At 66.3% G+C, this 11001-nt stretch carries 15 protein-coding genes and 1 riboswitch; of the genes, 11 read left to right on the forward strand and 4 right to left on the reverse strand.

The annotated features are described in order from the left end of the window. Window position 1 precedes the first annotated feature (1 nt). The 4 genes from AC56LR_RS13500 to AC56LR_RS13515 form a co-directional block, all read right to left on the reverse strand. Window positions 2–433, reverse strand: a complete 432-nt coding sequence (locus AC56LR_RS13500) for a biopolymer transporter ExbD (protein WP_497131064.1) — start codon at window positions 431–433, stop codon at window positions 2–4. A 20-nt stretch (window positions 434–453) separates the two neighbouring features. Further along, window positions 454–1137: a protein TolQ gene (gene tolQ, locus AC56LR_RS13505; protein WP_171084452.1), complete on the reverse strand. Its 684-nt coding sequence runs from the start codon at window positions 1135–1137 to the stop codon at window positions 454–456. Window positions 1138–1171: 34 nt separating this feature from the next. Next, entirely contained in the window at window positions 1172–1576 is a 405-nt protein-coding gene (gene ybgC, locus AC56LR_RS13510) for a tol-pal system-associated acyl-CoA thioesterase (protein ID WP_497131066.1), read from the reverse strand. A gap of 219 nt (window positions 1577–1795) precedes the next feature. Continuing rightward, window positions 1796–2548: an SDR family oxidoreductase gene (locus AC56LR_RS13515; RefSeq protein WP_497131068.1), complete on the reverse strand. Its 753-nt coding sequence runs from the start codon at window positions 2546–2548 to the stop codon at window positions 1796–1798. Window positions 2549–2693: 145 nt separating this feature from the next. Beyond that, window positions 2694–2809: riboswitch (ZMP/ZTP riboswitch) on the forward strand. A 107-nt stretch (window positions 2810–2916) separates the two neighbouring features. On the opposite strand from AC56LR_RS13515, the gene glyA reads away from it, so the two are divergent. The 11 genes from glyA to AC56LR_RS13570 form a co-directional block, all read left to right on the forward strand. Then, a complete protein-coding gene (gene glyA, locus AC56LR_RS13520) occupies window positions 2917–4164 on the forward strand; it encodes a serine hydroxymethyltransferase (protein ID WP_497131070.1) in 1248 nt (415 codons plus the stop codon). A 56-nt stretch (window positions 4165–4220) separates the two neighbouring features. Next, complete coding sequence (nrdR, locus tag AC56LR_RS13525; protein ID WP_171084445.1) at window positions 4221–4679, forward strand: transcriptional regulator NrdR; 459 nt, start codon at window positions 4221–4223, stop codon at window positions 4677–4679. A gap of 131 nt (window positions 4680–4810) precedes the next feature. After that, window positions 4811–5341, forward strand: coding sequence for a type IV pilus modification protein PilV (gene pilV, locus AC56LR_RS13530; protein WP_497131072.1), 531 nt, complete (start codon window positions 4811–4813; stop codon window positions 5339–5341). Next, a complete protein-coding gene (locus AC56LR_RS13535) occupies window positions 5338–6276 on the forward strand; it encodes a PilW family protein (protein WP_497131074.1) in 939 nt (312 codons plus the stop codon). Before pilV ends, AC56LR_RS13535 begins: the two co-directional genes overlap by 4 nt. A gap of 7 nt (window positions 6277–6283) precedes the next feature. Next, window positions 6284–6997, forward strand: a complete 714-nt coding sequence (locus AC56LR_RS13540; RefSeq protein WP_497131076.1) for a pilus assembly PilX family protein — start codon at window positions 6284–6286, stop codon at window positions 6995–6997. Further along, window positions 6994–7470, forward strand: a complete 477-nt coding sequence (locus AC56LR_RS13545; protein ID WP_497131078.1) for a type IV pilin protein — start codon at window positions 6994–6996, stop codon at window positions 7468–7470. The genes AC56LR_RS13540 and AC56LR_RS13545 overlap by 4 nt, the downstream gene beginning before the upstream one ends. Then, window positions 7467–8036, forward strand: a complete 570-nt coding sequence (locus AC56LR_RS13550; protein WP_497131080.1) for a GspH/FimT family pseudopilin — start codon at window positions 7467–7469, stop codon at window positions 8034–8036. Before AC56LR_RS13545 ends, AC56LR_RS13550 begins: the two co-directional genes overlap by 4 nt. A 96-nt stretch (window positions 8037–8132) precedes the next feature. Next, the gene (gene ribD, locus AC56LR_RS13555; protein WP_497131089.1) at window positions 8133–9209 is read left to right on the forward strand and encodes a bifunctional diaminohydroxyphosphoribosylaminopyrimidine deaminase/5-amino-6-(5-phosphoribosylamino)uracil reductase RibD; all 1077 of its coding nucleotides are present in this window, start codon (window positions 8133–8135) and stop codon (window positions 9207–9209) included. Between the two features lie 6 nt (window positions 9210–9215). After that, a complete protein-coding gene (locus tag AC56LR_RS13560; RefSeq protein ID WP_497131082.1) occupies window positions 9216–9842 on the forward strand; it encodes a riboflavin synthase in 627 nt (208 codons plus the stop codon). Between the two features lie 119 nt (window positions 9843–9961). Continuing rightward, entirely contained in the window at window positions 9962–10588 is a 627-nt protein-coding gene (locus AC56LR_RS13565) for a DUF1294 domain-containing protein (RefSeq protein ID WP_497131083.1), read from the forward strand. A 122-nt stretch (window positions 10589–10710) separates the two neighbouring features. Further along, window positions 10711–11001 (forward strand): transposase (locus AC56LR_RS13570; protein WP_497131085.1); only part of this gene is annotated, 291 nt, incomplete at its 3' end.

Below are 11001 nucleotides of genomic sequence, written 5' to 3' on the forward strand. Positions count from 1 at the left end.
ATCACTTGGCGGCCAGTCCCACCCGGTTGATGCCCATCTTCTTCGCTTCGGAAATCAGCTGGATCACATCGTCGTATTTGCTGTCGCGGTCACCGGCAATCAAGACCGGATAGTCCGGATTTTCCTCGTGCAGGGCGCGCAGGCGCTCCAGCAGGGCGGTGCGGTCGGCCACTTCTTCGGCCGCGACCTTTTGCTTGCCGCCGACGCCGATCGACAGCTTGTTTTCCGGCTGGATCGAGATCTGGATATAGGTGTCCGGCGGCAGCGCCGATTTTTCCGCGCTCGGCAGGTTGATCACGCTCGGCGCTTCGTTGGCCGGCACAGCCATGAAGATGATGAGCAGCACCAGCATCACGTCGATATAGGGTACGACGTTGATCTCGGATTTGAAGCTGCGTTTGCGTCCGCTGCGCAGGCTGCTGGAAAAGGCCATTGAAGAATTCTCCGCTGTGCTTAGCGCGCCTGGCGCTGCAGGATGTTCGAGAATTCCTCGACGAAGCTCTCGAAGCGGATCGCCAGGCGGTCGATGTCGTGGGTGAAGCGGTTATAGGCCACCACCGCCGGGATCGCGGCGAACAGGCCGATCGCGGTGGCGATCAGGGCTTCGGCGATGCCGGGCGCGACGATGGCGAGCGTGGCTTGCTGGACGCTGGCCAGGCCGCGGAAGGCGTTCATGATGCCCCAGACGGTGCCGAGCAGGCCGATGTAAGGCGAGACCGAGCCGACCGAGGCCAGGAAGTTCAGGTGGATGTCGAGGGCGTCGAGTTCGCGCTGGAAGGCGGCGCGCATGGCGCGGCGGGCGCCGTCGAGCGCCGGGCCCATGTCGGCGGCGTCGCGCGCGGCCTGCTTGCCCTTGATGAATTCGCCCATGCCGGCCTCGAAGATGCGGGCCAGCGGGCCGCTCTGGTCGCGCTGGCTGCTGGCGCTCTGGTGCAGGGTGTTGAGGTTGCCGCCGGCCCAGAAGCTGCGCTCGAACTGCTCGGTCTGGTTCCGCGCGGCCTTCAGCGCGAACACCTTGCGGAAGATATAGGTCCAGCTCACCACCGACAGGATCAACAGCAGGGCCATGATCAGCTGCACCAGGATGTGGGCGTTGCTGATCAGGTGGATAAACGAGAGGTCTTGGGTTGCGGTCATCGGGTGGATTCTGTTGTCGGATTATTCAGGCAGGTCACGCGGCGCGCATTTTATCAGCAGCGCTGTCGGGAAGCGACCGTGGGCGCATGGTCGCGATATCGACGCAGCCCACTTTCACATGGGCGCTGGTCAGGAGCAGGTCGCCTTTCCAGGCTTGCTGGGCGAACTGGACGGAGGCGCGGCCAAGCTTTTCGACCGTGGTGCGGATCGTCAGCACATCGTCGAGCCGGGCCGGCGCATGGTAATCCAGGGAGGCGCTCTTGACGACGAAGGCGGCGCCACCGGCATCGAGCAGCTCCTGCTGGCCGACGCCCAGGGCGCGCAACCATTCGGTGCGGGCACGTTCAAAGAATTTCAGGTAATTGGCGTAAAACACGATGCCACCGGCGTCCGTATCTTCGTAATAGATCCTGACTGTCCAGTCGAAAGCTGAAGGCATTTCCCCTGCCATTTAAATGTAAATAGGAAACATTTTACGCGATTTTTGCCGATCCTATGTACGCTGTAGTACATAGGGCTCGGAAAAGGTCGGACGTGCCTTCCGTTCAAGGCACTACGCTGCGGCAGTAGTAGACGTGAAACATAGCCGAAAGGCCAATGACTGTAACACTTTCTAACAATTGCAGAGCGCGCGTTACCGGACCAACGTTCGCTCGGTTCAACCCTGTGTGCGTTTAATCGTGAACGGCGAGAACCCCTGGCAAGTCGGCATCAACTCGATGCTGTTCACATTCACATGCTGCGGCAGGGTCGCGATCCAGTAGGCCGTATTCGCAATATCCTCCGCGCTCAGCGGCGTGGTGCCTTCGTACACCTTGGCTGCCGCCGCATCGTCGCCCTTGAAGCGCACGTTCGAGAACTCCGTCCCGCCGCACAGTCCCGGGGCCAGGTTGGTCGCGCGCACCCCGGTGCCGACCAGGTCCGCCCGCAAATTCAGGGTGAACTGCTCCACGAAGGCCTTGGTCGCGCCATACACGTTGCCGCCCGGGTAAGGGTAGTGGCCGGCCACCGAGCCCAGGTTGATCACCAGGCCGCGCCCGCGTGCCACCATGCCAGGCAGCACCGCGCGGGTCATCGTCACCAGTCCCTGGCAATTGGTGGCGATCATCGTGTCCCAGTCGTCCAGCGGCACCTCGTGCGCCGGCAGGGTGTTGAGCGCCAGTCCCGCGTTATTGACGAGCACGTCGATGTCGCGCCATTCCTCGGGAAGGCCGGCGATGGCCGCATCGATCGAGGCCCGGCTGGTCACGTCCAGCGTGACCGGCAAGGCGGCCTCGCCCAGTTCGGCTGCCAGGTGGGCGATGCGGTCGGTGCGGCGGGCCGCGAGGATGGCCTTGTGGCCGTTGGCGACGAATACGCGGGCCATCGCGGCGCCGAAGCCGGCCGAGGCGCCGGTAATGAAGACGATCATGATGGGGTCCTGGTGGCGGCGAAGTGGTAGGAAGGGAAAATTGTAGCCGAAATGGCCACAAGCTTGCTGCGTGCGCCGCACTTGTCAGGCAGACAGCAGTTTCCTTGCCCTAAGGGGCTCGGATCACATACAATCTGGAGTCATTTACGTCTCACGTAACTGGCGAAACACCGTGCCGCATCCGAATGCACCAGGCGCGGCAAAAGGTGGGTACCCACCGGGGAACGTGAGATGTCAACGCCGTTCGCCTGGGCAGCCACCAAACGACCGCGCCGTGTTGCGCGCGGCCTCGCGGCTGCCTTGCGCCCGCCCGGCCGCCCATTCTGCGCTGGCCCGTTGCCTGGTATTTCTCTCGATTGGAGTTTTACATGTTTGCAAAGAATCACACGCTCGCCAATGTCGACCCGGAACTGTGGGATGCCATCCAGAAGGAAAACGTTCGCCAGCAGGACCACATCGAACTGATCGCGTCCGAGAACTACACCTCGCCGGCCGTCATGGAAGCGCAGGGCTCGCAGCTGACCAACAAGTACGCTGAAGGCTACCCGGGCAAGCGCTATTACGGCGGCTGCGAATACGTCGACGTCGCCGAGCAGCTGGCGATCGACCGCCTCAAGCAATTGTTCGGCGCGGAAGCGGCCAACGTGCAGCCGAACTCCGGTTCGCAGGCCAATCAGGGCGTGTTCTTCGCCATGCTCAAGCCAGGCGACACCATCATGGGCATGTCGCTGGCCGAAGGCGGCCACCTGACCCACGGCATGGCGCTGAACATGTCGGGCAAGTGGTTCAATGTCGTGTCCTACGGCCTGACGCCGGAAGAAGACATCGACTACGAGGCCATGGAACGCCTTGCGCGCGAGCACAAGCCGAAGATGATCATCGCCGGTGCCTCGGCCTTCGCGCTGCGCATCGACTTCGAGCGCTTCGCGAAAATCGCCAAGGAAGTCGGCGCCTGGTTCATGGTCGACATGGCCCACTACGCCGGCCTGATCGCCGCGGGCGAATACCCGAACCCGGTGCCGCATGCCGACTTCGTGACGTCCACGACGCACAAGTCGCTGCGCGGCCCGCGCGGCGGCATCATCCTGATGAAGGCCGAGTTCGAGAAGCAGATCAACTCGGCGATCTTCCCGGGCATCCAGGGCGGTCCGCTGATGCACGTCATTGCCGGCAAGGCCGTGGCCTTCAAGGAAGCCTTGTCGCCGGAGTTCAAGGAATACCAGCAGCAGGTCGTCAAGAACGCCAAGGTGCTGGCCGAGACCCTGATCGAGCGTGGCCTGCGCATCGTGTCGGGCCGGACCGAATCGCACGTGATGCTGGTCGACCTGCGCTCGAAGGGCCTGACCGGCAAGGAAGCCGAAGCGATCCTGGGCCAGGCGCACATGACCTGCAACAAGAACGGCATCCCGAACGACCCGCAGAAGCCTTTCGTCACCTCGGGCATCCGCCTGGGCAGCCCGGCCTTCACCACCCGCGGATTCAAGGAAGAAGATGCGATCAAGGTGGGCCACCTGATCGCCGACGTGCTGGACAACCCGCACGACGCCGCGACCATCGAGCGCGTGAAGGCGGAAGTCAAGCTGCTGACCGACAAGTACCCGGTCTACGCCGCTTAAAGCAGCAACCACCCCGGAGCCGGCGCTTGCCGGCCCGACAAGCATCCCCGGCGCCCATGAAATGTCCGTTCTGCCAGCATGAAGATACCCAGGTCCTCGACACGCGCGTGTCCGAGGAAGGGGACGCCATTCGCCGGCGCCGGCGCTGCGCGAAGTGCGACAAGCGCTTCACCACCTATGAGCGCATCGAGCTGTCGATGCCGATCATCGTCAAGAAGAACGGCAGCCGCACCGAGTTCGCATCGAGCAAATTGCGCGGCAGCCTGATGCTGGCTTTGCGCAAGCGCCCCGTGGCCGCCGAAGCGATCGACACGGCCGTCGCCACCATCGAGGAAAAGCTGCTCACCAGCGGCCGCCGCGAAGTCGATACCGGCTATGTGGGCGAACTGGTGATGCAGGAACTCAAGCGCCTCGACAAGATCGCCTACATCCGCTTCGCCTCGGTCTACAAGAATTTCGAAGACCTGGCCGAGTTCCAGGAAGCGCTGGCCGAAGTCGGCCACCCGCGTAAATAAAACCGCTCATCAGTTCCCCGTACACGATTGGGCCAGCTCATGGCCGGCAGATGCTCGCCTGATAACTTGGCAGCTCGCAGATGGCAGGCCCCTCGCATGGCCTTGCCGTTGCTCGACGCTGACGAGGGGAGGTGGCTGTGCGCTCGCATGGGGCAATACAAGGATTCACGCTGGTCGAAGTACTGGTCGCGCTGTTCGTGCTCGCGGTCGGCATCGTCGGCGCCGGGGCCGCGCAGCTGACGGCCGAGCGGCTGCGCCAGCACGCGGCCCGCACCTCCGAAGCGGCGCAACTGGCGGCCTCGCTGGCCTCGCGCATGCGGGCCAATGGCCCGGTGGCCGGCTTGCCCGATGCAAGCAACCCCTATCTCGCTTTTCACTATAACGCAGCCGACGGCGCGCCCATTGCGCCGCTGCCGTGCTTCGGCAGCACCGCATGCAGCCCGCAGCAGCTCGCCGAGTTCGACCTGCACGAAATCCGCCAGGCCGTGCATGCGCAATTCCCCGGCGGGCGCGTCGAGGTCTGCCGCGACGGCTCGCCCTGGGACAGCGCCACCAACAGCTTTCGCTGGAGCTGCGACGGCGACGCCAGTGCGCTGCCGGTCGTCAAAATCGGCTGGCAGGGCCAGGACGCGGCGCCCGCTTACGTGACGGTGCTGCGATGAGGCTATCCATTCACCGCCAGCGCGGCATGACGATGGCCGAACTGCTGGTCGCCATGACGGTGGGCCTTGGTGTGCTGCTGGCCGCCGGCAGCCTGTTCGTCTGGTCCACCCGGGCCTTTGCCGCGCAGGTGGAAACGGCGGCCATGGACGATGCGGGACGCTACGCGCTCGACGTGGTGGCGCGCGCGGTGCGGCAGGCGGCTGCCGTCGATTGGGAGGCGCATAGCGGCGGGCCGGATGCGGCCGCGCCTGCGGCGCTCGCCGGCCTGGACGCACGCCGGGTAACGCAGACCGGCTTCGCCATCGACAACCCGGTCGCCACTGCGGTCGTGCATGGCAGCGATGTGCTGGCGGTGCGCTATCCCGGCAGCGGCGCGCCGCCTTCGGGCGACGGCACCACCCTCGACTGCGCGGGCTTTTCCGTGCACCGCAATGAAGAAGGCTGGAGCATCTTCCATGTCGCCCGCAATGCCCAGGGCGACGCCGAGTTGCGCTGCAAATATCGGGGCGCCGGCGCCTGGTCGGCCGATGCGGTGGTCGGCGCCGTCGACAGTTTCCAGGTGCTGTACGGACTCGATCTCGACGCCGACGGTGCGCCCGAGCGCTACGTCAATGCCAGCGCGCTGCATGCGCTCGACGCCGGCCTGCTGCTGGTGGGCGCGACGGCGGCCGAGCGCGAGGCCGACCTGCGGCGGCGCACCCACTGGAAGAAGCTGGCCAGTGTGCGAGTGGCGCTGCTGCTGCATGGGGCGCCCAGCCGGCTTGCGAATGCGGGCGGTGCCGCCTACGACCTGTTCGGGCCGCAGTATGGCGACATGGTGGGCGTGCTGGACGCCGGCACCCGCCTGCTGGAGGCGACGCTGGCCGGGCGCGCGCCGCCGCGCCACCGCAAGGTGTTCGCCACCACCATCGCGCTGCCGGCGCGCGGCGGGTGAGGACGGCATGCACATCGCCGACTCGATGCGCGCCTGCCGGAGCAGGCAAGCCGGCGTGGCGCTGCTCACCGCCTTGCTGCTGATGCTGGCGATCCTGTTGACCGGAATCGCCTCGGCCCGCAGCGCCCTGCATGGCGCGCTGGCCGCCGCCAACGAACGTGACCGCATGCTGGCACTGCATGGCGCCATGGCCGCGCTGACGGACGCCGAGCAGGATATCGAAGGCGGCGCCGATCCGGCCTCCGCGCGCGCCGCCGCGCTGGCCGGTGCCGCGCCCGCGGCCTTTGCCGACGGATGCCGCGGCGGCGCGCCCTACCAGGGGCTGTGCACCCGGGCCGTCGACGCCGGTGACATCCACCTGGCGCTGGCCGACGGGGGCGGGCCCGGCATCGTATTCGGCGCATTCACCGGCGCCCGGATGCCGGCAGGTAGTGGGGCGCTGGCCGCGCGGGCGCCGCGCTACCTGATCGAGCGCATGCCTTCGGCGCCGGATGCGCTGCTGTACCGGATCACGGCACTGGGCTTCGGCAGCGCCGGGACGACCCAGGTCGGGGTGCAGGCTTATTACCGCAAGTTGCTGGTTGTGGCTGCGCCGGGCAGCCCCGAGATAGGTAGGGCGCCCCCTGCACCGGGCACGCCGGGCGGACCGGGCGTGCGCGTGAGCTGGCGCGAGATCGCCAACTGGCACGATGGCGTCGCCGCGGCAACGGAGCCGGGATGAGACGCGCCCTGACGACACCGCGTCCGCGAAAACGCCATGGCTTCACGCTGGTCGAGCTGATGGTCGTGCTGGCGATCGTGGCGATCCTGGCGGCGATTGCCTATCCCGGCTATGCGGCCCAGCTGGTCAAGGCCCGGCGCGTGGAAGCGCAGCTGGCGCTGGTCGACGCCATGCAGCGTCAGGAAGCCTACCGCGCCCAGCACCATACCTATGTCGCGTTCTCGGTCGGCACCGACGACCCGGACAGCCGCCAGTTCCGTTGGTGGATAGGTTCGCAGCCGGAAACCAGCGCCTACGAAGTCGACGGTTATGCCTGCGAAGACCAGGACATCAGCCAGTGCATCGAGCTGCGCGCCCAGCCGGGGACGGAGAATGTCGATGCCGGCTTCGACGACCCGGACTGCGGCACGCTCACCTTCGACAGCACCGGCGCGCAGGGAGCGAGCGGGAACGGGCGGCGCTGCTGGCCATGAAGCCGATCAGGGCATGCAGGCATGCCGCAGGCGCCACGCTCGCCGAGCTGGTCGCCGTGCTCGGCATCTCGGCCGTCGTTCTCGCCGTCGCCGGCCCCGACCTGCACGCCCTCGTCACGGCCCAGCAGATGCGCGCCGCCTCAAGCGAGCTGCTGGGCGCGATCGCCCATACCCGGGCCCAGGCCATCGCGCGCAACGGACGGGTCAAGCTGATGCCGCGCGATCCCCTGGGCGCCGACTGGACCCAGGGCTGGACGATCTTCGTCGACCGCGACGGCGACCGCGAGCCCGGCTCGGGCGACGAGATCCTGTCCGTCCATGGCCCCCTGGACCCCGGCCTGCGGGTCGATTTTTCCTTCACCCAGTCAGCGCCGCCTCAGTACATCGCCTACAATGGCGCCGGGCGCAGCTGCAGCGACACCAATGCCAATTCCTCCCGGCCCGGTACGCTGTCGCTGTTTCACGGCGAGCATATCCGCCGTATTAGAATCAACATGCTCGGGCGCGTACGGATGTGCAATCCCGAGCGCGACGAGGGCTGCGAGGGCGCGCAAGCGCCGCCCTAGCACCGGCAGACGGCATGGCAGCACATGCTGCAGGACGCAACAGCGGGACACCACTTGGCACACGACAGCGAGCAAATTCTCAACGATACCGACGGCATGGCCCTGGCCCTGGCATGGGCCGCGAAAGGCATGTACATCACGGCGCCGAACCCGCGGGTCGGCTGCGTGATCGTGCGTGACGGCGTCGTGATCGGCGCCGGGCATACCCAGCCTGCGGGGCAGGCGCATGCCGAGATCCAGGCCATGCGCGATGCGCACGCGCGCGGCCATGATGTGCGCGGCGCCACCGCCTATGTCACCCTGGAACCGTGCAGCCATTACGGGCGCACGCCGCCCTGCTCGAATGCGCTGGTCGACGCGGGCCTGGGGCGCGTGGTGGCCGCCATGCTCGATCCCAACCCGCTGGTGTCGGGCCGCGGCCTGGCGCAGCTGGAGGCGGCGGGCATCGAGGTGGCTTCCGGCGTGCTGGCCGACGCCGCCCATGAACTGAACATCGGTTTCTTCTCGCGCATGCGGCGCGGCCTGCCCTGGGTGCGCCTGAAAGTCGCGGCCAGCCTGGACGGCGCCACCGCGTTGGAGAACGGTGAGAGCCAATGGATCACGGGGCCGCAGGCCCGCGCCGACGGCCACGCATGGCGCGCCAGGGCGCAGGCGATCCTGACCGGCATCGGCACGGTCATGGCGGACGACCCGCAGCTGAACGTGCGCGGCATCGACACACCCTTGCCGCCGCGCCGCGTGATCGTCGACAGCCGGCTCGAAGTCAGGCTCGATGCCCGTATCCTGCAGGGCGAGCCGTGCTGGATCGTCGCAGCGAGCGAGGTGCCGGGGAAAGCCGCGGCCTTGCGCGCGGCCGGCCACGAGGTGATCGTGCTGCCGAACGCGAGCGGCAAGGTCGACCTGCCGGCGCTGATGCGCGAATTGGGCCGGCGCGAGATCAACGAAGTGCATGTCGAAGCGGGGTCGAAGCTGAACGCCTCGATGCTGCGCGAAGGCTGCGTCGACGAACTGCTGGTCTACCTGGCCCCGAGCCTGGTCGGACCGGGGCAGGGCATGTTCGCCCTGCAGCCGCTGGCGCAGCTGAGCGACAAGCGGCAACTGCGCTTCCACGAGGTGACGCGGGTCGGCGACGACCTGCGCATCCTGGCAAGATTGAATACTACTGAGGACTAGGATCGTATGTTTACTGGAATCGTCGCCGCTGTCGGCAATATCACTTCGGTCACCCCGCTCGAGGGTGGCTCGTTCGCCGGCGTGCGCCTGGATGTCGACGCCGGCCCGCTGCCCCTCGGCGACGTCGCCCTGGGCGACTCGATCGCACTCAACGGCGCCTGCATGACCGTGGTGGCCAAGAGCGGCAACGGCTTCAGCGTCGACGTGTCGCGCGAGAGCCTGAACAAGACCGCAGGCCTGGATGCGACCGGCGAGGTGAACCTGGAAAAGGCGCTCACGCTGGCCGAACGCCTGGGCGGCCACCTGGTTTCCGGCCATGTCGACGGCCTGGGCACCGTGCACAGCTTCGAGCCGGTGGGCGAGTCGCGCGAGCTGGTCATCGACGCGCCGCAGGAACTGGCCAAATTCCTGGCCTACAAGGGCTCGGTGGTGGTCAACGGCGTGTCGCTGACCGTAAACCGGGTCGAGGATCTGGACGCGGCAGCGGACAAGGTCTGCCGCTTCTCGATCAACCTGATCCCGCACACGATCGAGGTCACGACGCTCAAGCACCTGCGCGCCGGCTCGAAAGTGAACCTGGAAATCGACCTGATCGCGCGTTACGTCGAGCGCATGCTGTCGAGACAAGGCTAAGGCCTGCGCGGCAGTTTCAGCAGCGCCGGTCCGCGCACAAAACGGGCCGGCCAAAGGGTTGTTGCCTCAGTGTAAGTCTCGCATTACACTATTCTCATCAATACAACGAGAATGGCGAGATGAATCCGCACAAACCGCCCCGGTACCAAGGCAAGATCACCAGCTGGAAGGATGAGCAGGGATTCGGCTTCATCACGCCCAACGGTGGCGGCCCCGATGTCTTCCTGCACATCAAGTCTTTCAACGGCCACGGCGGCCGCCCGGCCGGCGGCGAAATCGTCACCTATGCCCTGTTCACGACCGACAATGGCAAGCCGCGTGCCGAGAACGTCAGCTTTGTGCGCCGCAAGGGCATGCGCCCCTCGATTGCCACTGCCTGGAGCGTGGCGGTCCTGTTCCTGGCGTTTGTGGGCGCCTGCGTGCTGGCCGGACAATTGCCGCCGCAAGTCCTGTATGGCTATCTCGGCCTGAGCATGCTGGCCTTCCTCGTCTACGCGCATGACAAGTCGGCTGCCCGCAACGGGCGCTGGCGCACCGAGGAATCGGTCCTCCACCTGCTCGGGCTGGTCGGCGGCTGGCCCGGGGCGCTGGTGGCGCGCCAGGTGCTGCGCCACAAATCCCAGAAGCTCGCTTTCCGCACCGGCTTCTGGACGACCGTCATCCTCAACATCGCCGCGCTGGCCTGGCTGTTGTCGCCGATGGGGGCGGAGGTCTTGGCGATGGCCGGCTTCCCGCGCCCGAACTAGCGCGCGATGGGCCGATTTGTTTCGTTCGCCCCAAGACCGTCGGGCAAAATCGGGGTCAGGTTGAGGCAGTCCGTGATTCATGGACATCCAAATAGGGGACAATATGCCCCGGAAGGATAAACATGAACCCGAAAAAGAAGCAGCTCCCATCCAAGCGGGAGATCATTCCCGCTGCACCCACGTCGATATCCAAGGTGCGCGCCGCGTTCCCCGATGATTTCAAACGGAAGGCGGTCGCGCGAATGCGTGTCGCGGGGCAGAGCGCTACTGATCTTGCAGTCGAACTGGGAATCCGCCGCAACCTGCTCTACAAGTGGGCTGACAAGATCGACAAGCAAGCCCCAGAGGCGCCCCTTCGTTCCCCTGGACGGCCTGTTGCAGGTGAACTAAGCGAAGTTGCACAACTGCGCCGC

Source organism: Telluria sp. ZT3P39 (assembly GCF_059685935.1).

What these genes read in the sequence shown, in the direction of transcription:
- AC56LR_RS13500 (WP_497131064.1), bottom strand. Translation starts at nt 433, where the DNA reads ATGGCCTTTTCCAGCAGCCTGCGCAGCGGACGCAAACGCAGCTTCAAA.
- tolQ (WP_171084452.1), bottom strand. Translation starts at nt 1,137, where the DNA reads ATGACCGCAACCCAAGACCTCTCGTTTATCCACCTGATCAGCAACGCC.
- ybgC (WP_497131066.1), bottom strand. Translation starts at nt 1,576, where the DNA reads ATGCCTTCAGCTTTCGACTGGACAGTCAGGATCTATTACGAAGATACG.
- AC56LR_RS13515 (WP_497131068.1), bottom strand. Translation starts at nt 2,548, where the DNA reads ATGATCGTCTTCATTACCGGCGCCTCGGCCGGCTTCGGCGCCGCGATG.
- glyA (WP_497131070.1), top strand. Translation starts at nt 2,917, where the DNA reads ATGTTTGCAAAGAATCACACGCTCGCCAATGTCGACCCGGAACTGTGG.
- nrdR (WP_171084445.1), top strand. Translation starts at nt 4,221, where the DNA reads ATGAAATGTCCGTTCTGCCAGCATGAAGATACCCAGGTCCTCGACACG.
- AC56LR_RS13535 (WP_497131074.1), top strand. Translation starts at nt 5,338, where the DNA reads ATGAGGCTATCCATTCACCGCCAGCGCGGCATGACGATGGCCGAACTG.
- AC56LR_RS13540 (WP_497131076.1), top strand. Translation starts at nt 6,284, where the DNA reads ATGCACATCGCCGACTCGATGCGCGCCTGCCGGAGCAGGCAAGCCGGC.
- AC56LR_RS13545 (WP_497131078.1), top strand. Translation starts at nt 6,994, where the DNA reads ATGAGACGCGCCCTGACGACACCGCGTCCGCGAAAACGCCATGGCTTC.
- AC56LR_RS13550 (WP_497131080.1), top strand. Translation starts at nt 7,467, where the DNA reads ATGAAGCCGATCAGGGCATGCAGGCATGCCGCAGGCGCCACGCTCGCC.
- ribD (WP_497131089.1), top strand. Translation starts at nt 8,133, where the DNA reads ATGGCCCTGGCCCTGGCATGGGCCGCGAAAGGCATGTACATCACGGCG.
- AC56LR_RS13560 (WP_497131082.1), top strand. Translation starts at nt 9,216, where the DNA reads ATGTTTACTGGAATCGTCGCCGCTGTCGGCAATATCACTTCGGTCACC.
- AC56LR_RS13565 (WP_497131083.1), top strand. Translation starts at nt 9,962, where the DNA reads ATGAATCCGCACAAACCGCCCCGGTACCAAGGCAAGATCACCAGCTGG.